Source organism: Botryobacter ruber (assembly GCF_003347595.2).
Classification (GTDB): Bacteria; Bacteroidota; Bacteroidia; order Cytophagales; family Hymenobacteraceae; genus Pontibacter; species Pontibacter ruber_A.
Genome location: NZ_QCZK02000029.1, coordinates 107781 through 133593, shown reverse-complemented (window position 1 = coordinate 133593; position 25813 = coordinate 107781). Strand labels below are relative to the sequence as shown.

At 51.9% G+C, this 25813-nt stretch carries 15 protein-coding genes; 3 read left to right on the top strand and 12 right to left on the bottom strand.

Features of this window, described 5'->3' with window-relative positions; translation table 11 throughout:
• The first annotated feature begins 36 nt into the window (after positions 1–36).
• The 3 genes from DCW36_RS08505 to DCW36_RS08495 all read left to right on the top strand — a co-directional run bounded on the left by DCW36_RS08505 (position 37) and on the right by DCW36_RS08495 (position 4337).
• On the top strand, positions 37–1473 hold the full coding sequence (locus tag DCW36_RS08505; RefSeq protein ID WP_205702898.1) for a hypothetical protein: 1437 nt from the start codon (positions 37–39) through the stop codon (positions 1471–1473).
• A 90-nt stretch (positions 1474–1563) separates the two neighbouring features.
• Positions 1564–3126: a polysaccharide lyase 6 family protein gene (locus DCW36_RS08500; protein WP_114781905.1), complete on the top strand. Its 1563-nt coding sequence runs from the start codon at positions 1564–1566 to the stop codon at positions 3124–3126.
• Positions 3127–3188: 62 nt separating this feature from the next.
• Positions 3189–4337: a glycoside hydrolase family 88/105 protein gene (locus tag DCW36_RS08495; RefSeq protein ID WP_114781904.1), complete on the top strand. Its 1149-nt coding sequence runs from the start codon at positions 3189–3191 to the stop codon at positions 4335–4337.
• A gap of 203 nt (positions 4338–4540) precedes the next feature.
• Here DCW36_RS08495 and DCW36_RS08490 read toward each other — a convergent pair whose 3' ends face one another.
• From DCW36_RS08490 to DCW36_RS08440, 12 genes are all read right to left on the bottom strand, one after another.
• Complete coding sequence (locus DCW36_RS08490; protein ID WP_114781903.1) at positions 4541–5611, bottom strand: aldo/keto reductase; 1071 nt, start codon at positions 5609–5611, stop codon at positions 4541–4543.
• 18 nt (positions 5612–5629) lie between these two features.
• Entirely contained in the window at positions 5630–8041 is a 2412-nt protein-coding gene (locus tag DCW36_RS08485; RefSeq protein ID WP_170312509.1) for a glycoside hydrolase family 3 N-terminal domain-containing protein, read from the bottom strand.
• Complete coding sequence (locus tag DCW36_RS22690; RefSeq protein ID WP_170312508.1) at positions 7971–8267, bottom strand: hypothetical protein; 297 nt, start codon at positions 8265–8267, stop codon at positions 7971–7973. Before DCW36_RS22690 ends, DCW36_RS08485 begins: the two co-directional genes overlap by 71 nt.
• A gap of 191 nt (positions 8268–8458) precedes the next feature.
• Complete coding sequence (locus DCW36_RS08480) at positions 8459–9664, bottom strand: DUF4861 domain-containing protein (RefSeq protein WP_114781901.1); 1206 nt, start codon at positions 9662–9664, stop codon at positions 8459–8461.
• A 185-nt stretch (positions 9665–9849) separates the two neighbouring features.
• Positions 9850–11103, bottom strand: a complete 1254-nt coding sequence (locus tag DCW36_RS08475; RefSeq protein ID WP_114781900.1) for a glycoside hydrolase family 88 protein — start codon at positions 11101–11103, stop codon at positions 9850–9852.
• A gap of 20 nt (positions 11104–11123) precedes the next feature.
• Complete coding sequence (locus tag DCW36_RS08470) at positions 11124–13001, bottom strand: alpha-L-fucosidase (protein ID WP_205702897.1); 1878 nt, start codon at positions 12999–13001, stop codon at positions 11124–11126.
• 151 nt (positions 13002–13152) lie between these two features.
• A complete protein-coding gene (locus DCW36_RS08465; protein ID WP_240676098.1) occupies positions 13153–14343 on the bottom strand; it encodes an alginate lyase family protein in 1191 nt (396 codons plus the stop codon).
• A gap of 116 nt (positions 14344–14459) precedes the next feature.
• Positions 14460–16619, bottom strand: coding sequence for a glycoside hydrolase family 31 protein (locus DCW36_RS08460; protein ID WP_114781898.1), 2160 nt, complete (start codon positions 16617–16619; stop codon positions 14460–14462).
• Between the two features lie 24 nt (positions 16620–16643).
• Positions 16644–19208: a glycoside hydrolase family 95 protein gene (locus DCW36_RS08455; protein WP_114781897.1), complete on the bottom strand. Its 2565-nt coding sequence runs from the start codon at positions 19206–19208 to the stop codon at positions 16644–16646.
• Positions 19209–19225: 17 nt separating this feature from the next.
• Positions 19226–21706 (bottom strand): glycoside hydrolase family 95 protein, encoded by a 2481-nt coding sequence (locus tag DCW36_RS08450; protein WP_114781896.1) that lies wholly within the window; start codon positions 21704–21706, stop codon positions 19226–19228.
• Positions 21699–24188, bottom strand: coding sequence for a glycoside hydrolase family 2 protein (locus DCW36_RS08445; protein ID WP_114781895.1), 2490 nt, complete (start codon positions 24186–24188; stop codon positions 21699–21701). The genes DCW36_RS08450 and DCW36_RS08445 overlap by 8 nt, the downstream gene beginning before the upstream one ends.
• A gap of 556 nt (positions 24189–24744) precedes the next feature.
• A complete protein-coding gene (locus DCW36_RS08440; protein ID WP_114781893.1) occupies positions 24745–25794 on the bottom strand; it encodes a hypothetical protein in 1050 nt (349 codons plus the stop codon).
• Positions 25795–25813: the final 19 nt, after the last annotated feature.

The following is a 25813-nucleotide window of genomic DNA, read 5'->3' as shown; positions in this document are numbered from 1 at the left end:
CGATTGCCTGAACAACCTCTCTGGAACTCCAGGCATGTGACCGTACATAAGGACGGCACCATCCAATACATACCCGATGCCGATGGCAACACCATACCTGACTTCAGCAGGGTTGGCTATCATCAGGGTGATAAAGCCATACCCCAGGTGCCAGTGCAGAAAACCATTAGCCCGGTGGCCAAAGGGAGCAGCCAGGAAATAATACAGAAAGCGATAGACGAGGTAGCAGCCCGCAAGCCGGACAAGAACGGGTTCCGCGGGACCATCCTGCTGAAAAAAGGCGCCTACCTGATACCGGGCACCATAGAAATTAAAAAGAGCGGCATCGTGTTGCGCGGCGAAGGAGATGGCAGCAATGGCACCAGACTCGTGGCGGCAGGAAAAGGACAGCGCACCTTAATCAATATTGCAGGTACTGGCTCTATCCGTGAGGTGCAGGGCACGAGAAGAAAGATAGCAGACAGTAAAGTACCGGCAGGCGCCACATCGTTTCAGCTGCAATCCGTAGCGGGCCTGAAAGCTGGGGATAATATCATCCTTTACCGGCCAGGCACGCAAAACTGGATTAGCGACCTAAAAATGGACCAGATTGTCGCCCGCGAAGGTACCAAACAATGGCAGCCCGAGGAATATAACCTGCAGTTTGAGCGGGTGATTACACGCATCGAAGGGAATCGTATTTTTATCGACAACCCGGTGGTGATGCCGATGGAAGAAAAGTACCGAGGCGGCGAAGTATATAAATATACTTTTGAAGGCCGCATTACTGAAGTGGGTGTTGAAAATATTTTGTTTGAATCGGAGTACGCCAGCGACACCGACGAAGACCATGGCTGGAATGCCATTTCCATTAACAAGGTTGAAAACTGCTGGGTACGCAACGTAACGTCACGCTACTTTGGCTATTCCTGTGTGAATGCAGGGAAAGATGCGAAGCAGATTACCGTTACCGATTCCAAATGCCTCGATGCCAAATCCGTTATTACCGGCGGGCGTCGCTACTCCTTTAACAACGACGGACAGCTGAACCTGTTCATGAACCTCACCGCTACCGAAGGCCGTCATGATTATGTAACCGGAGCCCGGGTAAATGGCCCTAATGTTTTCTACAACTGCACAGCTACCAGAACCCACGCCGACATAGGTCCGCACCACCGCTGGGCATCGGGCACCCTCTATGATAACATTGTAACCGACGGCGACATCAATATACAGGACCGGGGCAACTGGGGCAGCGGCCACGGATGGTCCGGTGTAACACAGGTGCTCTGGAACTGTACTGCCAGAAAAGCAGCTGTGCAGAATCCATGGGTTAGCGGTAAAAACTATGCTATCGGGCTGCAGGGTGAGAAGTACGAAGGACGCCTTCCCGGCAAACCGGATGGCGAGTGGGAAGGACTGAACGATAAAAACATACAGCCAAAATCGCTTTACCTGGCCCAGTTACAGGCCCGCCAGAAGAAGCTGAACTAACCGGAAATATTCCAATATATGACTTCTAATTGAAAAGCATTAACAGAAGTAAATTAGGATGAACGACAAAATTAGTAAAACCAATTGCTCATGCCGTTTTATAAAACTCAAAGACTTAATATAAGCCGTTTCGTAGCCTTGCTGCTAATCACCAGCATACAGCTTCTCGTAATTGGCACTTTTGTTTCCTGCAGCAGGACGGGCACCAACCGGCACGGGAATACCGTCCATGTAAAAAACATCTCCGAATTAACAGCCGCCATGGCTGCAGCACAGCCCGGCGACCAGCTCGTGATGGCCGACGGTACCTGGCAGGATGCAGTTATTGACTTTAATGCAACAGCCACTGAGGCGGCTCCCATTACCCTAAAAGCACAGACGCCCGGTAAAGTAATTTTAACCGGCTCCTCCAAGCTCACTTTTTCCAAACCTTACCTGATTGCCGATGGTCTGCTGTTCCAAAATGGAATACCGGCCTCCGGCAATGTTATCGACTTTAAAACCAACCACTGCCGCCTGACCAATACAGCTGTTGTTGATTATAACCCGCCTGTTTCCACGCAGGGCTATTATTGGGTCTTTTTCAGCGGCAGCCATAACCAGGTGGAGAACTGCTACTTTAAAGGCAAGAATAACAACCAGCCTTTGATTGGCAACGACCAGGACGACTCCCGCTACAACAAGGTAAACCACTGCTACTTCAAAGACATCCCGTACAGCAACGTAAACGGACGCGAGATTTTCCGCATCTGGGGCTATGGTCGCAGCGAAGAACTGGGCGACGATGGTGGCTTCTTTACCATCGAGTACAACCTGTTTGAGCGTGCGCACGGCGAAGGCACCGAAATCATTTCTTTTAAATCGAACCACAACGTAGCCCGCTACAATACCATCATCGCTACACGCGGGGGCATTACGGGGCGCAGCGGCAACTACAATACCGTAGAGGGCAACTTTATCCTAGGCCAAAAAGAACAGGGAACCTCGGGCATTCGCATGGCGGGCCAGGGGCACAAGGTCCTCAACAACTACATTGCCGACGTAACCGGCGACGGCCTTACCCTCATGACAGGCGAATACATCGAGAAAGACCTGACCGGCAACTACAAACCCATCCTGCGGGAAGGAACGCCTCTCGGACGTGTGCCCAGCTACGGGCATGTGCGCAATGGCATGTTTGCCCATAACACCTTTTTGAATGTGAGCGGAACGGACATGATTATCGGGTCGAGCTACAAAGCCTCCTGGAATACTTCCCAACGCATCCTGATTCCAGAGAGCAACACAGTGGCCAACAACCTGGTAGTAAAAGCGGCACCAGGTGGCGGTATTGCCGTTACCACACCCACCCAGGACAAGACTGCCCCGCTGGACATCTTCCGCTTTGAACCGAACACCTACGAAGGTAATGTTATTTACCGTGGCACGGTAGCTATTTCGCCAGAACCATCCGGCTTCCGGTATGCCGACCCGCAGCTTACTGCCGATGCCTATAACATTTTCCGTCCTGCAACAAACAGCCCGGCAGCAGATGCAGGTGTGCGTGTGGTGACAGCTACAGCTACTAACAGGAAATACGATACCGGCACCCCGCAAGCAGGTATACAACGCCCTCTGACGCCTAAAGATGTAGGTCCTGCTTGGATGCGGTAACACCAGCTATTATCTAACGAAATAAAACAATAACACCAGCTTAAATTTATCTTGATTGTAACATGAGAAAAATCACCAGAAAATGTTTTGTGATAACCCTTTCGTTGTTCCTGGCAAACATGGGAGCCGGCTATGCACAGGCAAAGAAAGAAAGTGCCGACCTGAAAAACTTCCCGAAAGGCGCTACTCCACAGGAAATCGGACAGCGTGTAGCTAACCGGTTCTTATCGTTGCCGCATTCCAACTTCGGAAGGCCTACTCCACCAAAAGTAATTACCTACCCCGAAACCTGCGTGTGGTATGGTGCGCTGACCTTTGCCAAGGAAACCAAAAACAATGACCTGACCAAGCAGCTTGCCAAACGGTTTGAGCCACTATTCGAAGAGGAAGCCAAGATGATTCCGGTGCCAGACCACGTAGACTACACGGTGTTTGGAGCAGTTCCATTGGAACTCTACATCCAGACCAAAGAGAAGAAGTACCTCGATTTAGGAAAAGGCATAGCCGACAAGCAGTGGGGACCGCCGGAAGGACCACGGGTAAAACCGGAATCGCATGAGTTTTATAACAAAGGCCTGACCTGGCAAACCCGCATGTGGATTGACGACATGTTTATGATTACCGCCGTGCAGGCACAAGCTTACCGCGCCACCGGCGACCGCACCTACATCGATCGTGCTGCCAAAGAAATGGTGGTGTACCTCGACGAGCTGCAGCAACCCAACGGCCTCTTTTACCATGCGCCGGATGTTCCATTCTTCTGGGGCCGCGGCGATGGCTGGATGGCGGCCGGCATGGCGGAACTGCTGCGCTCCCTGCCTAAAAACAACCCGAACTACGACCGTATTATGAAAGGCTACAAAACCATGATGGCTTCTTTGCTGAAATACCAGGCAGAGGACGGCATGTGGCGCCAGCTGATTGACGACCCGGAATCCTGGCCGGAAACTTCCAGCACCGGCATGTTTACCTTTGCCATGATTACCGGCGTGAAAAATGGCTGGCTCGATAAAAATACCTATGGCCCTGCGGCACGAAAAGGCTGGCTGGCACTGATATCCTACCTGGACGAAAATTCGGATGTACGCGAAGTATGCCAGGGCACCAATAAAAAGAACGACCGCCAGTACTACCTCGACCGCGAGCGCATCACCGGCGATAACCACGGACAAGCTCCTATCCTGTGGTGTGCATCAGCGTTGCTGCGGTAAAAGCTCTTTCCTCATCTATTCCAAAAGAAAACGCCGGGTTCAGCCCGGCGTTTTCTTTTTCCTAAACTTTTAACATCTCACCTAAACCTTAGTCCAAAATAGAGGAGCAGAGGCTGTGGTGGCAGGTGCAGCAGACTTTAAAATAGCGCGTCCAATGGCAGCGGAAAAACCTTGTTAAGGGTAAAACTGACTTCGCCAACAGTCTATTTCACCAGATACTGTAGTACGCTGGAGCTGATAAGCTCTTTTTCTATCATCGCTTTCCAGAAAGCATCCGGTATCTGCACATAAGGCATCTCCATATTTTCCTTTACCCGCTTCGGGTTAGTGGAGCTGAGGGCAAGGCTGACAACTCCGGGCGCATGCAGGGCAAACTGCGTGCAGGCTACGGCAGGTTTGATGTTGAATTCCTTGCAGAGGGCAAAGAAATCCTCACGCCACTTAAAGATAGCTTTATGTTCTTCGTTGTCAGGATTGAGGAGCTGATAATCGTAGTAGTCGCCGCCGATTAGGAAGCCGCCATGGAAGACGGCGGAATTGATAATCTGCACCCCCTTGTCGTGCAGCGACTGCATAAAGTCCAGCAAGTCCTGCGGATGCTCTCGGATGGTCATGCTGTTGGCAATCATCACCCAGTCCAGCTGCACATCTTTCGAAATTTTCTCGACCGCTTTCCAGTCTTTGGCGCCTACGCCGATGGCCACTACTTTGCCCTGTGCTTTCAGGTCGGCCAGCGCCCGGTAAGCGTCCAGGATGTCCTGGTAGAGTTTTTCTTCTTCTTCCTTGGTTTTTGCCGTTGCCAGGTACTCGTCCGGGTCGTGTACCGAAACCAGTTGCGGAATATAGCCGCCCAGCAGCTCGTTGCCCTGCTCAAAACATTCCAGAATACCGTCGTAGCTGATATGCTGCACGGCGTCATGTTTCAGGTCCCGCCACACCCCCGGTTCGAATGTCGGCTCCGGTGCTTTCAGCTCTGTCCTTACCCATCCCAGCTTGTTGCTGATGATAACATCCTCCTGTTTTACACCTAATCTTCTCAGGCATTTCCCCAGTGCTTCCAACGCCAGACCGGCGCCATACTTTCCTGCTGAGTCGAATACGACAGCGCCTTTCGCATGCACAAAGCATTGCCTGACAATCTCGCATTTCTGGTCTTCTGTCAACGCAACATACAAGTTACCTAACCCGCTGGTCCCAAAAATTACAGGAGGAATATGCAGCCCGGGAATACCCGTCTGTGGTGCGGCAACTTTTTTATCTGTTAAGGTATGCATAATCGTTTCTTTTCCTAGTTAGTTAATAACTCGTGTTACCGTATTATCAGCCTCTATTGCGAACTTTTTCCGCAGGCGGATGTCTTCAGAAGAACTGCCAATCAGCACCTCAAATTCGCCCGGTTCTACGGTCCAGTTCATGTTGCTGTCCAGCAAAGCCAGGTCATCCGGTTTCAGGGTAAACTGCACTTCCTTGCTCTCGCCTGGCGCGAGTGTGATGCGTTCAAATCCGCGAAGCTGCGATTCGTAGGTGATGACACTGCTTACAATGTCCTTCAGGTACAGCTGCACCACTTCGTCTCCTTTGCGGGCACCGGTGTTCTTCACCTGCACCGACACAGTTATATTTCCCTGCGGCCGCTGCGTTTCAGGACTCACTTTCAGGTTACTGTATTCAAACGTGGTGTAGCTGAGGCCATGGCCAAAAGGATAGAGCGCTCCCAGCACACGCGTTTTACCGCTACCGTTAGGCCCTTTGCCCGGCTGCCCCGCCTGCGATGCCTGCTTAAACGGAAAGTTGTACTCCAATTGTCCGACAGACCGTGGAAATGTAACCGGTAGCTTACCTCCCGGATTATAGTCGCCGAAAATAGCTTCAGCAACAGCGGTACCGCCCGGCGCACCCGGAAACCAGGCTTCCAGAATGGCAGGAACATGTTTATCAGCCCAGTTAATGGTAAGCGCCCTGCCGTTTACCAGCACCAGCACAACCGGCTTCCCGGTTGCCTGCAACGCCTGCAGCAATTGCAGCTGACGGCCTGGCAAGTCGAGACTGGTGCGGGAGCGGCTTTCGCCTACAATCTGCTCATCTTCGCCCAGGGCCACTACCACCGCATCCGATTCACGCGCTAAGGCAACAGCTTCGTTTATCTGTGCCTGCTCTCCGGCATTAACAGGCTCAGGCAGGACTTCGCTTTCGGGCCAGTTGGCGTCTGTGATGTTACAGCCTTTGGCATATTTTACCGCTATATTATTCTTGCCGGCCTGTGCTTTTATGCCTTCCAGTACCGATACTACCTTGATATTGGAGGGGCCATAGCGGCTGATGGAGTGGTTTACTTCCGCAGCCAGGGGACCTGTAACCAGGATGCTTTTGATTTTGGTTTTATCCAGCGGCAGGGTGTTGTCCTGGTTTTTGAGCAGCACCAGCGCCTCGCGGGAAAGCTGTTTGATAAAATCATTGGCATCCTGTGAATTCACCACCTTGTCTGCCTGCTTCGGATTCTGCACGTAGGGCTGGTCGAACAGGCCCAGCTCAAACTTTACCCGCAGCACATCCGCCACCCGCTCGTCGAGCGTTTTCATGGATACTTTGCCTTCCTGCACCAGCTCCCGCAGCGGGAGTATAAAATTCTCGGGCGCGGTAAAGTTGGTGCGCACATTCAGGCCAGCTTCGATTACCTGCCTGACAGCTTCTTTGTAATCTCCTGCCACATGGTGCTTGCGGTGCACATGCTCCACTGCATCGCTGTCGGACACCACATAGCCCGTGAAGCCATACTTTTGCCGCAGCAGCTCCGTCAGGAAATAGTGGCTGCCCGTAACCGGCACTCCATCCCAGTCGTTGTAGCTGCTCATTACCCCCTGCACGCCTACTTCCTGTATTACACGGCGGAAGGGGTAAAGGTGTATCTGGTGCAGTTCGCGCGGCGCCACATGGGGGTCGGTGCGCACGTTGCCGTCGCGGCCGCCTTTGGGGATGCTGTACACGGCGAAATGTTTCAGGGTAACTGCTACATGCTGGTCCTGTATGCCCTGCGCCATCTGCTTGCCTAATTCCGCCACCAGGAAAGGGTCTTCGCCGTAGGTTTCAACTACCCTCCCCCACCGCGGGTCACGGGCTAAATCAAGAATGGGGGCGTACACGTTGGTATATCCCAACACTTTGGCTTCGCGGCCTACAATCTGACCGGCCTGGTAAACCAGGTGCTTGTTCCAGGTGCTGCCGGTAGCGATGGGGGCAGGCAACGGCGTAGCCCGCTCATGGGTAAGACCATGAATTCCTTCGTTCGTAAAATCTACCGGTATACCCATTCTTGTTTCCTCCACAAACCAGCGCTGTACGGTGTTGATGGCCTCGGCATGTTTGCTGTAAGGAAAGGAATACTGGGTTTTGGTTTTAGAATTATTGTGCACACTGTTCAGGTGCTCGTCGATGTTGGCGATGCCGTCTTTCCAGATCTGGTTTTTCCACTCCGGGGTAGGCAACTCATCTTTCAGTACACGCCCGTAACCGTACAGCGTGGCGGTCTGGCAGGTCTTCTCCTCCACCGTCATCTGCGCCAGCAGGTCGGCTATCCGTTTTTCTACCGGTTGGGAGGCATCTTCAAAAACGTCTTTTTTTCCGTTCTTGTTAAAATCAATCCAGCCTTTGTGGTAGATGTTCTTTTTGCTCTGGCCATTGGCTGTAGGATGCAGGGCCGGCGCCATTAGTATTGTAATAGCTAAAAGAGCGGGAGTTAGATACTTGTGATTCAACATACAATAATTCTGATGGATATTTTTGTTGCAGTTTTTTAAAGAGGCTATGAAGACGGGACATCCGCTCAGCTGCTTCGTTAGTGAAACGGGGAGCATCCGCCCCCGATGTTCCTTCTGTTCCAGGTTGCGAAGTTGCTTTCTTCACTGATTTACCTGTAGGTGCTTTCGCTTTCATATTACTTCATTTTAACATATTTCTTTTTTTGTGACCTGCATCGCGTTCCATCAGCGGAACACAAGGGTACTCTTGTCCCCCTTTGAAGCAGTTTTGTCTTTTAGGAGCAAAGGCAATGGTAACAGACGCCGCTAAATTTTCCCCTGTAAGATTAGCCTTCAAAAGAGGACATGCCCTGTTAGCCTCAGCACTTAATTTACCTGCACCACCAACGGGGAAGCCAGCCGCTGAGCGAAGTTTTTCAGGTAAGCATCCCACTCCTGCACCGAACTAAACTGGTCGCTTTTCTTCCAGCCGAAACCGGCATAATACGTCAGGGCTTTAGGCTGTGGTTTTACAAACACATATACATGGCTCTGGTCCTTTTCCGGCACCTGGTGGTCTTCGTACTTCGTTACCTGCTTCGGGTCGAGCACCACGCCCAGCCCCAGCTCCGAGTCGTCCATGGGTTCCCAATAGCGGAACCAGCCTGTTTTCTGGTCGGCAGCGGCTTTGCCTTTCTTGTCGTGCTCCGTGATGCCGATGACCACGTTTGGCAATGGCTTATCGCTTTTCAGCTCCACTTCGTATTTGCTCAGGTTGCTGCCCAGGTCCAGCGAGATGCGCTTCTTTTCCGTTACCGTGCTGCCGTTGGCATTCCAGGGAGCGTAGGTGAGTTCTACGATGGTGCGGATGGGGCCGGTGGCAATGGTTTTATGAGAGGTGAAGTTTTTGGAAACATAGAGTTTACCATTGTCCCAGATGCCGATGCCGCCAATGCCGCGACTATCGCCCACGTGGTAAGGGTCGTAGCCTTCGCCGGTATCTTCGTGGTAAGAGCCGGTTTTGTCGGTGTTCTTTTTGTACCACTTATCTATCACGGGATACTCTACCCGCTTCAGCCAGGCATCCATGCCACTGGTTAATGTGCCACCGGGCTTACGTGCTTCTGTGAGCTGTTGCGCTACCGGCCCGTAAGTGCGGAAAGCAACGCGGTCGTTTTCCCAGGCGTAGTCGTCGATGCGCTCCGGAACGAAGCGGCCAAAGGTGGTGCGCTTTGCCTGTGGCTTCAGGTTTGCTGCATTTTTGTCGCCGGTCAGGAAGAACTTTTGTGTAGCCCTGGCTGGTATCGTGGTCTGGAAAATGAGCTCGTCTACTGTGCCATCGCTGTTGTTGTCGATGGCCTGGCTTAGCAGCACTTTTCCGCTTGCAGCTTCTTTTATGATGATGTTGTCTGCTCCGTATTGCTTTACCATTGCGGTTAAGGCAGGACCGGTAACTGATACGGTTTCGGAAGTACGGTTTATGCCCAGCTGGTTTTTAACGGTGATGGTTTTCTGGGCCGGGGCCGGGGATAAAGCAGCCTGTAACCAGAACAGGCCGGCCAGAATACCGGTGGCGAATGCGGGTGCGTTCATAATTTCAGGTACTATTTAGGTGGTTTAACTTACCGCAAGAGCAGTGGGTTTGGTGACAGCTGCAGCAGCTTTCTGCAAAGACGCTCGCAGGTCCAGAAGACGCTGCGAGGTCTGTGTAGCAGGTGTAGTACTATGTGTTTATATTGTTCAGAAAAGAATCAGGCGAATTATAGCTGATATCCGGCTTATTTAGCCGTCATGGTATTGGCCTGGATGTTAAAGAACTTGTCCAGGTTGTTGTTCTTTGCCAGTTCCTGTTTACGCAGCAGGGCTTCCAGGAAGTAATAATCGGCATAGGTAAGCGGCACGTCTACTTCGCTGTTGCTTGGTTTGGAGCCGGTGCTGCTCAACAACAGGAAACCTTTTGCCTCCCCTGTTTTTGGGGTATAATTTTTTGCCAGGCTTTCCAGAATCTTATCTGCTTTTTCGCGGTACATTTTGCCATTGCTGCTGTAGAGGCTTAGCTCATAAAGACCAGAGGCAATAAGGGCGGCTGCAGAAGCATCGCGTGGTTCATTCGGGATGTTGGGTGCATTAAAATCCCAGTAAGGCACCAGGTCGTCGGGTAGATTCGGGTGATTTAAAATGTATGCGGCAATATTCTCCGCCTGCTTCAGGTAAGCAGGGTTCTTTGTTTCGCGGTAACACATGGTGTAGCCATAGAGGCCCCAGCCCTGTCCGCGTGCCCAGGCCGATTCGTGGGCGTAACCCTGGTGGGTGTGCTTCTGTAAAACATTTCCGTTAGTGGAATCATAATCCAGCACATGGTAAGAGCTGTAATCCGGACGGAAATGGTTTTTCATGGTGGTGTTGGCGTGGCTCACGGCAATGTTGTAGTACGTGGAATCGCCGCTCAGGCGGGTGGCGGCAAACAGCAGCTCCAGGTTCATCATGTTATCGATGATTACCGGAAACTTCCACTTATCGCGACTGTGGTCCCACGACAGCAGCGTGCCTACTTTCGGATAGAAACGTGTGCTCAGGGTTTTGGCGGATTGCAGAATGACATCGCGGTATGCAGGGTCGTTGGTGAGGCGGTAACCGGTACCGAAGCTGCAATAAACTTTAAAGCCCATGTCGTGGGTTTTGCCGTTGTACTTCTCCTGCTCAATTTTAGCGGTAGCTTCTTTTGCCTGCTCCAACCATTCCTGCTTGCCGGTACCTTCATACAGGAACCACAAAACGCCCGGGAAAAAACCGCTGGTCCAGTCGCGGGACGGCACGAGCACCAGTTCCCCTTCTGCATTGAGGGTGCGGGGCGAAACCAGCTCCGGCTTCCCGCTTTGCTGTGTTTTTGCCTCCACTTCCTTCAGCATTACTTCCGTTTGCTTCTCAGCAAATGGAAGCACTTCTTTTACTTTCACGCCATTCTCCTGCGTAGCGCAACCTGTGGTGTATAAGCCTATGAGAGCGGCTATTACTAAGTGTTTCTTTTTCATGATTTATATTGGTACTACTATTATTTCCTGGTTGTGACCGGTATTAATTCTACTTCGAGCAGCTTCATTAATTCTGCTTTTTTTATTTCAAGCGGATTGATTTTCAGTTCATGGGTGCCTTTGTCGAGCTTCACCGTTCCCAGTTCCTTTGTAATCAGCTCCCCGTTTTTCTGGTTAGCCGGAATCTGCTCCTGCATCCGGAAATCCCCTACCCGCACCTGGTAACTGCCTTCCGCATCCGGAGAGCCGGCGTACTTTAGCACCAGTTTATAAGTGGCCGGTTCGTTTAACCGGAACTTCCAGATAACCGACTGCTCTTTCGACTTCCAGCCCTGCACGTAATAGCGGTTGGTTTTGCCGTCGCCAAAACCAAAGCCTTTCCCGTTGAGCAGCGCATCGAACGCCAGCAGGTCGTTCTGGCTCTTGCTTGCTAAAAGCCGTACCGGGTCTGCTTCAATTTCCCCGCTGGTTTCCAACACGATAACCGTGTTACTTGCATCAGGCGCCTTTACCGGCCCCTGCACCGCTACATCCGAAGCATTTACTTTTGAAACCGCCAGTCCTTTTTTACCGGCATCGGTTAGCAGATAAGCTTTTGTAATTTTCCCCTTCAGGCCACCTACTACCACTTTGCCACCGGCTGGCCAGTTGAACACGTGCAGGTACAGCTTGTTATCTTTTTGGGTGGTAACGCCCCAGCTTTGCAGCGGCAACGGCGATGCTTTTACCTGGTAAACACTGGCGCCGTTTTTCTTTGTCCAATCCCCGATGCGCTTCAGTATTTCTTTGTCTTTCTCATCAAAAGCGCCGTCGCCTTTTGGTCCAATGTTCATGAGCAGGTTTCCGCCACGTGATGCTGATTTAGCCAATAGCTGAATAAAAAAGCTGGCTGGTTTGTGGCTCAAATCAAATTTCGAGTACCCGTACGATTCATTTGTCGTTGGTATCGCTTCCCAATCGCCTTCAACCGGGTAGAACTCGGCGGGGCGGTCGGCGGTGTTTTTGTAATCTCCGAACATGTAGGAGCCGCTGCGGGCCAGCCTTCCGTTTACCACCACATTAGGCGCTGTTTCGCGGATGAACTTCAGAATCCGGAGGTTCTCCGAGAGCGGCAGTTTATGTGGCGTATCAAACCAGAGAATGTCCGGCTGGTATTTCGTTATCAATTCATGAATCTGCGGAATGGCTTTTTCATTTACATATTTCACGGCCTTGGGCAGCAGGTGTGGCGAAGCATCGAACCAGTTGGCGCCACCGTGCAGCAGCAAATCGCCACCTGGATTTTTGTATTCCCAATCGTTGCCGGGTGCATCGGGATGTTCCCAGTCGAAGGCGTGGGAGTAATAGAAACCGAACTTCATGCCGTGTTTGCGGCAGGCTGCTGCCAGCTCAGCCATGGGGTCACGCTTGAAAGGCGTTTTGTCGATGATGTCGAAATCTGAAACTTTGGAGTCGTACATGGCAAAGCCGTCGTGGTGCTTGGCCGTTACGATAAAATATTTCATACCCGCCTGCTGCGCTGCTTTTACCCACTCTTCGGCATTGAACTTTACCGGGTTGAACTGACTCGCCAACTCCAGGTAATCGGCACGCGTTATCTTCTCTTTACGCATCAGGTGCTCCGCATAGCCGCTCACCTTCTTGCCTTTGTACTCGCCGCCGGGCAGGGAGTAGACACCCCAGTGGATGAACATGCCGAATTTGGCATCGCGCCACCACTGGATGCGGCTGTCGTGCGTTTTCATGGCTTCGGCATTCCAGCCGTTTACCGCTTCGTCTATGGCTTTCTGGTCACGGGCTTTCGCCTGGTTGAACATGTTGGCGTCTTCGTCGCCGGCTACCTGTGCCCAGACTGGCGCACTAACTAACAGCAGTACGGATAGCAGCAGAGTGTTCAAAAAAGTGTGATTCTTTTGGTTCATTTTCTACTTCGTTTTAGCTGTTAGGCTGGGGTAAAGATTTTGTAATTGGTAACACTTCTGCTGGTTCACGGCGGCCAGAGGCCGCGAAATAGTAGACACGGGCGAGGACGCCCGCGCCAGCGTTCTTTTAGTTCAGCCAAATCACCGGATTACGTACCGGTAAATTCCGCACTACCTCCTCCACTTCCGGGTTATGCTCCAGTGCCTGCCAGGTTTTGAGCCAGTCTTTTTGCGAGAACTGCACGGCGCCCAGCACCAGGAAAGGGTGTGCCACCGGCCAGTTTTCCCAGTACATCACATCCTGCTGGAAAGGCCATTTGCTTTTCTCTGCGGTGTAAGGGTACAGGTACTCGATTGCTTTTTTAATGGAGCGCCCATCGGCGGTCTGGTACTCCCACAGGTTCTCTTTTTTGTCCGACAGGATGTGGCATACCATGGTCATGGCATCAAGGTTGAACAGCGAATAACCATATGGTTTTGTGCGGCGAATTTCCTGTGGGAAGCTGCCGTCCTGGGCCATCTGGTTTGGCAGCAGAACCGTTTTGTAGCGTTCCCGGCAGAATTGCAGCAGTTCCTCGTTACCGGTGAGTTTGGCAAAAGAAGCCACCTGCATCACCCAGCAGGTACCGTGGTTGTTGGTGGCGTTCATTTCGTCTTTGCCGTACTGGTGGGTGGTCAGCCACGTTAGGTAATCCGCGAACCAATTTTTAATTCCCGCCAGGTCCTGTTGGTTAAACGCTTTTGCTTTTTGCATCACCAGCACGCCCTGGGCCACTTCCATTAGGTGAATAGTATCGATGATGCCGATGCCCCTGCCCGTGTGCCTGCCCTGGATGGCCTGCGCATACAGCAGCGATGGGTTCATGCGGGTAGCAGGGTCGGTGAACCAGGCCTTCAGATGGACCAGCGCGTGGCGCACGTATTTTTCGTCGCCGGTAATTTTGTAGGCGGAGGCCAGGGCTCCCACAATGCGGCTGAACCGTATCATGGCCAGGCGGTGCGCCACAAAGTTCTCGGGATTCGTCATGCCGTCGCGCTGGATGTAGGGCCCCTCCGGGTTCTGCGGGTCTGGCCACCAGTAATCGCCTTCTGAAAAAAAGTCATGTTTGGTACCGGAACTGCGGGACGATGCGCTGCTGGTTACGGTTACTGGCTGCTCCTTCAGGGCCCACTCGGCCTGTGACAGCACGTGCTCCCGCAGTACCTGAATGGCCTGTCGTGTCAGCTTTTTGTCCTGTTTGGCTGGACCAGCAGACCAGGAGGTTGCTGCGCCAGCCATAAAGAACACCAGAATTAAAAGAAAAACTTTTACTTTCATTTAGCTTGAATTGAAATTCAAAAAGCTTTTTGTAATGAGTCGGATTGCAAACCCGACGGCTCCGTTAAGACGGGATTTTAAATCCCGTCAAGCTGTTATGACAAGAGAGCCTGCGCTTATTTTTGGGTCATGAACTTCCAGGTCACATTCTCAAAATTGTTGGGCTTGCCGGCCTGTGCTTTAGCGATGGTACCTTTCATTTTTCCGTTCTTCTGACGTTCCACTTTCACTTCGCGCCAGGAGAATTTTCCTTTTTCGTAATCGAAGGTTTCGCCATCGTCGTCATACAATTTATAAGTTCCGGGCTTCTCGCCGTAATGACGGATTTCGAGGTTTACCTTCTCTCCTGCTTTCGGAGCGTGCAGCATTGGTGGCATCATCGGGATAATACCGCCATCTTTTACATACACCGGAATCTTATCCAGCCCAGGCGTTACGGTCAGCACCTGGCCATCTCCTACGAATTCACCTGTGTAGAAATCGTACCAGCGGCCTTTCGGAAGGATAACTTTACGAGTGGTTTGTCCTGCAAACATAGGCGCCACCAGCAGGTATTCGCCGGCCATGTACTGGTCTTTCACTTCTTTGGCAACAGCTTCAGCATAAGGGTTTTCTTCCAGGTTAACGTTGCTGGCATAGGCCACTTCCTGTTTGTTTTCCATCATGAAACCATCTTCCAGGTTCATGGCACGGAAAGGTGGTGTTCCTTCGAAATGATATTTGGCAAACTCGGTGTACCAGTACGGCATCATCTGCATGCGGAGCAGCGCCATTTCCTTTACCTGGTCTGCTACTTCCGGATAGGTCCAGGGCTTGGTGCCGCTGGCCCAGGCATTAATCATTGCCATAGGCGAGAACACGTTCGACTGGAAGCGGCGCAGCCATTCTTCTCCTGTTTTGGAGGCACGTACTTCCGGAGTCCAGAGCACGCCGGCAAAGCCGCTGTTGATAAGGGCGGTAATGAAGTCTTCGTGGTTGTAGTAATCGTTGTAGATAACGTAAGGGAAAGAAGTACCGCCTCCGTTAGAAGCTCTCACCAGGCCAAACGTACGGGTATTGTTCTTTTTGAACAGCTCGGCACTTTGCTTCTGTACCAGCAGCCCGTAAGTCTGGCGCATCTGTTCGGCACTGATGCCTGATGGGAAAGTCGCAATATCCGGCCACAGGTAATGGTCGTAGCCATCTACTTCGTCAATTTTATAGCCGCTCACACCGATGTTCACATGGTCCTTCTCAAACTGATTCCAGAATATTTTCTGAGCCTCCGGCATGGTCAGGTCCGGCACTGCGCCCACCCATACCGAATGCGAACCGGTAAAAGGTTTGATGGACTTGAAGATAGAGGCTTCGGGAGACACATAGGGATTGGTCCAGAGGTTCACCCGGATGCCCACGTTTTTCATGTCTTTTACAAAACGGGCAGGGTCCGGGAAGCGGCCTTTGTCCCATTCGAAAGTGCAGGGATAGGCTTTGCTCTGCCAGCCCGGCTCCAGTCCGATGAAGTCCAGCGGGTAACCTTTGTCAGCAAATAACTTAGCTTCCTCTTTTACCTGTTCTTCGTTATAAAGCGTACGTACACGCTGCGTAAAGCCCAGGCCCCAGCGCGGCGGAAGATAGCCACCTCCATTGAACAGGTTATAGCGCTTCACGGCATCCAGCGGGCGCGGACCGCCAAATACGTATACTTCCACACCCTCAGCAGGTACCAGAATTTCTACAGCATCGGAATAAGGGCGTGAAGTCCAGCTTTTGTCGGTATTGCGGTCTTTGGCAACCGGCGGATTCTTGCTGTCTACTCTTACACCGGAACCGGCATACACATTCAGGTAACGGGCGGAGTTTACGAATACGCCATAGCCGTTAGACGATACATAGAAAGGCACTGGCGCGTGTGTACGGCCATTGTCTTTGCCGCCGTAGTGGTCTACGTGCAGTTGTAATATCTTGCCTCGCTGGTGTACGGTCTGGAAGTTCAGCCCGAAACCGTAAAGTTGTTCTTTTTTCTCCAGCGGGAAACGCAGGTAGGTTTTACCGTCACGTACCACTGCTGAAATTTCGGACTGCGGCAGCGGAAAATCTGCTTTTCCGATGTTGGCTAAACCTGCTTTGTTAGGAGTAGCGCCTGATGCTTTTAACAGGTCGTAGCTTTCCGGTTTGCCAACTACGCCTTTCCATACGCCCGGCTCTACTTCCTGCCAGTTGAATCCCTGCGCCTGCACAAGGGTTGTGCCAGTCCAGAGTGCGATAAATAAGAATAATAACTTGAAATAGTTCATATGATTATGCAACAGTTTGATTCGTTAATTAGCCAGTATGGTATAAGTTTTTCCTTTTTCTGTTTCGATATCAACAACATACCCTTGTTCCGTATTCAGCGGCTGCAAAGGAACTTTGCTGTTGTTTTTGTAAGCCGGAACTTCCGGTGTTTTGGTTAACACACTGTTGTTCGGCCCCTGTGCCTGCTGTGCTTTCACCTCCACTACTTTAACCGGTGTGAGGGTGTGGAGTCTTAATTTTCCGCCGGAGCCTGAAAGTATTTTCGCCTGCGTCAGCTTACCGTCTTTCCAGTCCATATCAACCTGGAAATTGCCTCGGGCTTTGATGCCTCTGATGGAACCGGTTGACCAGTCTTTGGGCAATGCCGGCAATACGCTTACGCGCCCGTCGTGGCTTTGCAGCAGCATCTCCGTCATGCCAGCTGTGGCACCGAAGTTACCATCTATCTGGAAAGGCGGGTGCGCATCGAACAGGTTTGGATAGGTGCCGCCCCCGCCCATCTGCTCTTTCGATTCGGTGGGGTCGATATAAGTTAAGCCTTCTTTCAGAATTTTCAAGGCATGGTTGCCATCATGCAGGCGCGCCCACCAGTTTATCTTCCAGGCCATGGACCAGCCTGTGCTCACATCACCCCGGTGAATCAGGGATTGCTTGGCGGCGGCTGCCAGTTCGGGCGTGGTGCTTACCGTGATGTGGTTGCCCGGGTGCAGGCCGAACAGGTGCGACAAATGCCGGTGGCTGTCTTTGGGGTTGTCCCAGTCTTTAAACCACTCCTGCAGCTGCCCGTACTGGCCGATGTGGTACGGATACAGCTTTGCTTTTGCCTGCTCCAGGCGTGTCATAAATTCCTTATCTGTTCCCAGTACCTTGGCCGCCTCTATGCAACCGGTGAACAGCTCTCGGATAATGGCCATGTCCATGGTAGTCGCCATGCTGATTTCATAATCCTTTCCATTCAGCCTGAATACGTTTTCAGGTGAAGTAGACGGATTGGTAACCAGGTAGCCGTTTTCATCTTCCACCAGCCAGTTGAGCAGGAATTGCGCAGCTCCTTTCATAAGCGGATAGCCTTTTTCCTGCAGGAACTTTTTATCGGCAGTGTACAGGTAGTGCTCCCACAGGTGCGTACTCAGCCAGGCGCCACCCATTGGCCAGCAGGCCCAGCGCGCTGCTCCTTTCGGGTCCCAGTCGTAGCCGCCGGTTGGGGAGGTTTTGGCCCAGATGTCGGAGTTGTGGTGCAGGGTCCAACCTTCCTGGATGTTGTAATTTGTCCTGGCTGTCTGGGCTCCGTTTACGGCCAGGTTCCCGATAAAGTCAAAGAGCGGCTGGTGCAATTCGGAGAGGTTCGTATTCTCGGCCAGCCAGTAGTTCATTTCGGTGTTGATGTTCACGGTGTAGTTACTGCCCCAGGGCGGCTGCACATGGTGGTTCCAGATGCCTTGCAGGTTGGTTGCCGGTGCACCGGGGCGTGAGCTGGCAATCAGCAGGTAGCGGCCGAACTGGTAGTACAGCACCTGTAAGCCGTTGTCGCGTCCCTCTGCCCCCTGGCGCTTCAGCCGCTCATCGGTAGGCAGTTTGACAAGCGCAGGGTCAGTCTGCAACTTAAAGTCCACGCGGTTAAACAGCTGCTGGTAATCTTTAACATGGGCTGCTTTAATTTGCTCGTAAGATTTGGCAACCGCTTTCTTCATGTTAGCCTTTGGCTCTACTGAAGGGTCTTTGCCTTGCAGCCCAGGTGATTTGTCGAACCCGTTAAAGCTGGTGCCTTCCGTCAGGTAAATCGTAACGGCATCTGCCCCGTTCACCTGAATGTTATTCCTTACGGCTTTGGTGGTACCGCCTTCTGCTTTTACCTGCACGTGCACTTCGAAAGTCATGCCCTCGCCATTCGGGTTTTCGTCGTACTCCACCTGCTTTGGCTCGGTGTTGCGGTGCGCGATGTATTTCGGCGCTTTGCCTTTCAGCACCAGCTGGTTTTGTCCTGGTGCTGCAGTAGCAAACCGGAGTTTGCTGGAGAGGGCGGTGTTCAGGTTAATCGCTTTCTTTTTATCGGCTGTTATGCGTATCACCAGCACCTGGTCCGGAAAGCTGGTCAGGGTTTCGCGCTTGTAGGTGATGCCGCCTGCTTTATAAGTTACCGTGCTGATAGCGTTGTTCAGGTCTAGCTCACGGTGGTAGGAAGTGGCGGCAGAATCTTTCAAGCCGAAGTTCAGACTCAGGTCGGCCAACGGTAAATAGCGGGCAGAATAAGGGCCCTGCATCTTTTTCCAGAGAGCCGCTGCTTTTTCGTAGTCACCTGCAAACACAGCCTGACGCACCTGGGGCAACAGCTCCTGTCCGTTCGGGTTGTTGCCCGGTACGGGAGCACCTGACCAGAGGGTGTTGTCGTTGAGTTGGTACAGTTCTTTGTTTACTCTGCCGAATACCATTGCCCCGGTTTTGCCATTACCCAAAGGTAAGGCTTCTTCCCAGGCAAAAGCCGGTTTGTCGTACCACAATTTTAAATCTGAGTTGCTTTTACCCTGCTGAGCCGACAGCCTGGTGGCTGCTAACCAGAAAAGTAAAAACAGGAAATTAAACTTAGCCATAGCTGGAGTTAATTATCTTAAAGTTTAAAAGTATATGTTTTACCTGCTGTCGTATTAAACTCCACCTCTTTCGAAGGCTTCACTGCAACAGGATTCAATTTTGCTGCCGGTGAAATAACAGGGGCTTTCACTTCAGGTACTTCAAAAAACGGATTCGGATTGCTGCCTTTAGCTTCTGTTAGCTTTACTGACCCGTTTAGCTTCGTCACATCCTCATGAAGGCGTAAGCGGCAGTTTCCTCCCAATTTAGATGTTACTTGCAGTTGGCTGATCTGCCTGTTCTTCCAGGTAACTGCTATCTCAAATCCACCCCGTGTTACCAGGCCACTCACTTCACCATCGGCCCAGTTATCGGGCAGGGCGGGAAGGATGTGGATGGCGCCATCGTGCGACTGCACCAGCATTTCGGCAATACCGGCGGTACATCCAAAGTTACCATCAATCTGGAAAGGCGGATGCGCGTCCAGCATGTTCGGGTAAGTTCCTCCGCCTTTCGTGCTGACATCGTCCTGGCGGCCGCCGACTAATTTCAGCTGATCGGTGATGAGTTTGTAGGCGTGGTTACCATCCAGGAACCGGGCCCACAGGTTTACTTTCCAGCCCATCGACCAGCCGGTGGCTGGGTCGCCGCGGTGGAGCAATGAGGTGCGGGCTGCATCGAACAGTTCCGGCGTGCGCGTTGGAGATATCTGGTTACTCGGATAGAGCCCGTACAGGTGCGACACGTGCCGGTGCTTGTCATCCGGACGGTCCGAATCGTGCATCCACTCCTGCAGCTGGCTGTGCTTGCCAATCTGCATCGGCGCCAGGCGCTCGCGTGTTGCCAGCAGTGTTTTCCGGAAAGCCTGGTCGGTGTTCAGGATTTCGGCTGCCTTCGTGGTTTTGGTGAACAGGTCGAAGAGCAGCTGGTTGTCCATGGTAGTACCGGCCGCAATGGAAACACGCTTTCCCTCCACATAAGTATTTTCGGGAGAATTGGAAGGCGCCACCACCAGCCACTTGTGCACAGGCTCTTCCTGCAGCACATCCAGGTAAAATTCGCAGGCTTCCTTCAGCACCGGGTAATACTCCTTCAGAAACTTTTTATCGCCGGTGAACTGGTAGTGATCCCACAGGTGCTGGCTCAGCCAGTTGCCGCCCATCGGCCACAAACCCGCGTACGGACGGTCTACCGGACCGGTAATACGCCAGAGGTCGGTGTTGTGGTGTGTTACCCAGCCATCGGCGCCGTACATCGTCTTTGCCGTTTCGCGGCCCGTTACGGCTAAATCTTTCAGCATCTTAAACAGCGGCTCATGCAGCTCCGATAGGTTGGTGACTTCTGCCGGCCAGTAGTTCATCTCGGTATTGATGTTGATGGTGTACTTACTGTCCCAGGGCGGAAGCATTTTGTCGTTCCAGATGCCCTGCAGGTTGGGCGGCTGCGTGCCCGGCTGCGAACTGGAAATGAGCAGGTAACGTCCGAACTGGAAGTACAGGGCCGCCAGGTGCGGGTCGTTGGCTTTCGCAAAATTATAGATTCGCTCGTCTGTTGGTGCATTCACTGCCTCCGTTACACCTAAATTCAGCTTCACCCGGTTAAAATATTTCTGGTAGGCTGCTATGTGGGCAGCCAGGGCAGTGCTGTATTTTTGCTTCAGGGCTTTCTCTAAATGAGCAGAGGCAATGGTGGCCGGTACAGCAGAAATATCCTTGTAGTTTTTGTAATTCGTGGCAATAGACACATAAACCGTAGCAGCATCTGCGTTCTTTATCTGCAGGGTTTTATCTGCTGTAGTTACCTTCCCACCCTCTGCCAGTGCTTTTACCTGCGCCTCGAACTTTACCTGCCCCTTCTCCCCTTCGTGGTCGGCGGTGATGCCGGAAAGCACCAGCTTTGAATTTTCTGTTCTGATGTCGCTATTCTGCGGACTTGCCAGGGAAGCCTCAAAGGAAATTTTTCCCGGCTTGTCTGCCGTCAGCCGCACCACCAGCACTTGGTCGGGGAAGGACGAAAAGATTTCGCGCTTGTAATTCACCCCGTCTACCTGGTAGCTTACCGTAGCCACAGCTTTTTCGATGTTCAGGTCGCGGTAGTAGTTTTTGGCGTTCTCGTGCCCGTCGAATTTCAGGAACAGGTCGCCTACCGTCTGGTACACCATGCCGCTGTTTTTCTTCGGCATCATCTCCACATCGGCCAGCGCCTGCGCTTCCAGGAACTTGCCCTCGAACAGCAGTTTCCGCAGTTCTGGGACAGCTGCTCCTGATTCGGCAGTGATGTTGCTGTTAGGACCTCCTGACCACACCGTCTCCTCGTTCAGCTGCAATTGCTCGGCTCCCGGCTGCCCGAATACCATCGCACCCAGACGACCGTTACCTATAGGCAATGCTTCGTTCCAGTTCTCAGCGGGGCTGTCGTACCAGAGCTTGAGCGTGGCGTCCTGCTTTTTACTTTGGGCAAAAACAGACCAGCTCCATACGCAGCAGAAGAGAAGAAGGAATGGCTTCAGTTTACTCATATCCGTTTCCGTTTAAGTTAAGCATGGAAGTTGGCAAGCCATCAGACTTCACACTGATTACATTTTTACCGCCTTTGGTATCTACCCGGATAATGGCGCGGCCATTGTACAGCTGCACTTTACGGGCTCCTGTTGAGGTTCCCTGGTTGTCGATTAATTCCCCGTCTCCGATGTGGCCGAAGTTTACATATTCACGGGCATCGAGGCATTGAATATTCTTATCGTCCAGCACTTTTACCTGTACCGTTGCCACATTATCTTCCTGGCTTATCTTCTCCAGCACCATTCTGGCAGGCTTACCCCATTTGGCGGTCTGGTACTCCTGCTCTATCTGGTCCGTTACTACTGTTTTTCCTTTGCGGGCGACTACTTTTATCTGGTTGCTTCCGGCGTTGAAAGGCACCATCCAGCGCAGACCGGCTGCCGGGAAATCCTGGCTGTCGCGCTTGCGCTTGCCGTAGCTTTTGCCGTTCACAAACAGCTCCGCCTCGTCGCAGTTAGAGTATACTTTCACCATTTTATCCTCACCGGCATCGCCCCAGCGTACCGGCCAGGAGTGCCCGTAAATGTGCGCCATCGGCTGGTCGGTCCAGTAAGACTGGAAAATGTAGTAGGCTTCCTTCCTGGTGAAGTCCCGCTCTATCACGCCTTTCTGGTTCATGTAAGGAACAGGGTTGTCGGGTCGCACCGGTGTGGAGAAATCCTTGAAGGGCCAGTAGGCAGCGCCTGTCAGCCAAGGCATGGTTTCCTGCTCTTTCAGGTGCCAGTCTATCAGGTTGGCGATATAGCTTTCGCTCCAGTCACCGTCTTTCGACACGCGTGCGCTACCGCCGAAAAGCGAAGCATCGCCGGCACGCTCGTCAGCTCCTACCCCACGTTCTACTTTCGCCAGGGCATTGTCCGGGTTTTCAGAATGACGGCGGGCGTGGCTGTCGCCGCCCCATTCTACGTGCAGGAAGTGTTTTACCTTGTTCATCTCTTCTTCCGATACCTGCTTGTACTCGGTGTAGACGCCGCGGTACCAGCCGGCCCAGATGGAGGGCGAATACACATCTACAATATCTTTACAGAAATCGCAGCGACGGATGGCGGTTTTGCGGGAGATGTCCAGCTTATGCGACAGGTCGTTCAGCTCTTTCATGAAAGCGCGGATTTTCTCTTTGTCGAACTCGGAGAAGTCACCGGGCCAGTCGTTCTCGTTGCCCAGGCCCCAGATGATAACCGACGGGTGGTTGTAGTGCTGCTCAATCATGTTGGTAAGCATGCGGCGGGCCTGCTGCTTGTATACATCGCCCCCCAGGCCGCCACGGCACCACGGAATTTCTTCCCACACCAGGATGCCCAGGCTGTCGCACTGCTCCAGCACAATGCGCGACTGCTGGTAGTGGCCCAGGCGGATAAAGTTTACGCCCATCTCCTTCATCATTTTCATCTCGGTGCGAATCTGGTTTTCGGTCATAGCGGAAGCTACTCCGGCATGGTCTTCGTGGCGGTGTGTGCCCCGCAGCAACAGGCGCTTGCCGTTCAGCAGGAAAGGTCCTTTCTCTTCGAACTCAAAGTGGCGGAATCCTATTTTCTCCCGCTGCAGGTGTGTACCTTCGGGCGTGTGCAGGCGCACTTCTACGGTATACAAAGCAGGTGTGGTTGGTGACCAGAGCTGCGGTTTTTTAATGCTGGTGCTCCAGAAGGAGTTACTCCCTGAGAAGTCGGTGAGGCGGGTTTTGTGCTGTGCTACGGCTTTGCCTTTGGGGTCAAACACCCGCACCTCTACATCGGCTGCTTTGGCATTGGCAGGATTGTACAGCCTCGCCCGCACATCCAGTTGCCCTGCAGCTCCTTTCTTATCTACCTGCGCTGCTGCAAATATTTTGTCTACCGAAACAGCCGGCACGTACACCAGGTTCAGGTAACGGTAAATGCCGCCGTACAGGTTAAAGTCCGACAGGTCGGAAGGAATCAGTTCCAGGTCGCGGGAATTGTCACAGCGGATGGACAAGGGCACCTGGCCCTTGTACTGCTCCCTGAAGGCAGCTGTTTTTTTAAAGGCTTCTACGGCCTCTGTTATATCAATGGTCCACTCGTCGTAGCCACCCACATGGCTGCCTACTTTGGTGGTATAAACGTATACATCTGTTTTCTGGCCAGCCCCTTCGAAGTGGAGCAGCGTGCGACCATTTTTATGGGGGTTGCTGATGTTCAGGTCAGTGCGGTACCAGCCGGGGCCCTGGTAGTAGTTTACATCGGGGTCTACGGCATCTTTGGCGTTAAAACTATGTGGCAAGGTTACCTGCTCCCAAGCCGGCACACTCTCCGGGTTACCTTCTTTTACCGGACGTACGGCTTCCCAAACGCCACCCAAATCACCTTTCACATATTGCCAGCCTTTGTTTAGTCGTACCTTCAGCTCAGCATTCTGCGCCTGGCTCTGCTGGTACGAAACGAAAAGAACAAAAACAAAAAAGAAATTATACAGCCTATTCATCTTAATCAATCCGGACCCAGTTAAATATTAATTTACAAACACACTTATTCGCTCGATTACAGAAGCAATTTTAATTAATAAAGATTGTACAAGGGGGTAATAATCGTTCATTTAAGCTGAAAGAACGCTTCTACAATGAATAAAACAATGTATTTTCAGCAATTCCATACTTTGCTATTTTTTCACATTCAATTACTACCTGATCATCAATGTCTTTTTCCAAATAGTACATTTTTCTGATCACCCGGAAAGAACAGTAGGCAGGAGCAAAGGGAGTGGTGGCTGGAGCAGCAAACTTTTTCAGGTATTGGAGTGGTATTTTCTCTGGCAGTATACCTCCGGCACAAGCAGAACATGCGCTTAGCATGTGTCTTTATGCTGCACCAGTCACCACTCCCTTTGCTCCTGCTTCATGCTGACAGAAAATTATTGTTCAGCTGCATTATCATTTTTAGTAAAGGGAGAGCACAAAAGAAACCGGCTGACGCGTTTGAAGCTTATTAACCCCAGAGGCACCAGCCGGCTCAGTTTTAACTGACAAGTAACAGGTAAAACCCTATTTTAAAATTGTACCGTCAGTTGTTGTGTAAGCATTGTCTACTCTGTAGATGGGCGCTTGGCCGCTGTTGCTCACGTAGTTGAAACGCCACTGGTTCAGGTAAATATCATCCTTGCTGTTGTTGGTGGCTCTCCAGTCTTTAATGGCATCAGTTTTCAGCACTTCGGTTCCGTCTACATACACGTGGGCCGTATAATTCGCATCAAGTGTCATGGAAACTTTTTTATACTGGTTCAGCGCAAAGTTCAGTGCCGGATGGTTTACATATACATTGACAAGTGATGTTCCGTTAGTAGTTACGTTGCGTTGCTGTATTCTGAAATGCCCATTGTATGGCTGTCCGTTAGGATCAACAGGTAAACCGGCCGTTGCTCTTCCTACAGGATACCACTCAAAGCGGATGTTATCTATAAAGAGATTATCCTCCTTGTCCGGATCACGGTTTAGCAGCCATTCGTGCCAGAGCGTGTTTTCAGCTTTACTGGAGCCTATGGTTATAGGATTAGCCGGAAAATTGGACATGATGGCAGATTCCATTTGTGTACTGAAAGGCACCTTGAGATCTGCATCGCCGAAAGCACGCTGAATATAGCCTTTGGTGGCAGTAGCAGAGCTTACCCTTACCTCCAGACGGCCTTCTTTCAGAGAGTTGGCACTGCTGTTAAAGGTAAAGGAGTTTTGTGATGTCCGCTCAAATTTTTCGAAGAAGTATGACGACACATACATTTCGCGGGTTCTGGTCTGTTTAACGCCGTTTACATCCACGGTACAGGAAATCTTATAAGTACCTGCTGCACGGGGAGCTTGCCAGGTGTTCTCGTCCAGGGTTTGTGGCTGCGTTAATCTGCCGCCTTCACAGCTCCAGGTATAGCGCGCAGCCGGAAGGTCGCTTGTTTTTACCGCCATCCACACCTTCACTTTCTGGCCAAAGAAAAACTCATCGCCCATAGCGCTCAGGGAGTCAATTTCAACAAAATCTTCCTTCTGGCACCCGCTAAAAAGCAGGCTGGCAAGAAGAAACAGGGTAAATAATTTAATATTTTTCATTTTAATCAGGTTAACGTTA

What these genes read in the sequence shown, in the direction of transcription:
- DCW36_RS08450 (WP_114781896.1), bottom strand. Translation starts at nt 21,706, where the DNA reads ATGAGTAAACTGAAGCCATTCCTTCTTCTCTTCTGCTGCGTATGGAGC.
- DCW36_RS08440 (WP_114781893.1), bottom strand. Translation starts at nt 25,794, where the DNA reads ATGAAAAATATTAAATTATTTACCCTGTTTCTTCTTGCCAGCCTGCTT.
- DCW36_RS08465 (WP_240676098.1), bottom strand. Translation starts at nt 14,343, where the DNA reads ATGAAAGTAAAAGTTTTTCTTTTAATTCTGGTGTTCTTTATGGCTGGC.
- DCW36_RS08495 (WP_114781904.1), top strand. Translation starts at nt 3,189, where the DNA reads ATGAGAAAAATCACCAGAAAATGTTTTGTGATAACCCTTTCGTTGTTC.
- DCW36_RS08445 (WP_114781895.1), bottom strand. Translation starts at nt 24,188, where the DNA reads ATGAATAGGCTGTATAATTTCTTTTTTGTTTTTGTTCTTTTCGTTTCG.
- DCW36_RS08480 (WP_114781901.1), bottom strand. Translation starts at nt 9,664, where the DNA reads ATGAACGCACCCGCATTCGCCACCGGTATTCTGGCCGGCCTGTTCTGG.
- DCW36_RS08490 (WP_114781903.1), bottom strand. Translation starts at nt 5,611, where the DNA reads ATGCATACCTTAACAGATAAAAAAGTTGCCGCACCACAGACGGGTATT.
- DCW36_RS08460 (WP_114781898.1), bottom strand. Translation starts at nt 16,619, where the DNA reads ATGAACTATTTCAAGTTATTATTCTTATTTATCGCACTCTGGACTGGC.
- DCW36_RS08455 (WP_114781897.1), bottom strand. Translation starts at nt 19,208, where the DNA reads ATGGCTAAGTTTAATTTCCTGTTTTTACTTTTCTGGTTAGCAGCCACC.
- DCW36_RS22690 (WP_170312508.1), bottom strand. Translation starts at nt 8,267, where the DNA reads ATGAAAGCGAAAGCACCTACAGGTAAATCAGTGAAGAAAGCAACTTCG.
- DCW36_RS08500 (WP_114781905.1), top strand. Translation starts at nt 1,564, where the DNA reads ATGCCGTTTTATAAAACTCAAAGACTTAATATAAGCCGTTTCGTAGCC.
- DCW36_RS08485 (WP_170312509.1), bottom strand. Translation starts at nt 8,041, where the DNA reads ATGGCGCCGGCCCTGCATCCTACAGCCAATGGCCAGAGCAAAAAGAAC.
- DCW36_RS08475 (WP_114781900.1), bottom strand. Translation starts at nt 11,103, where the DNA reads ATGAAAAAGAAACACTTAGTAATAGCCGCTCTCATAGGCTTATACACC.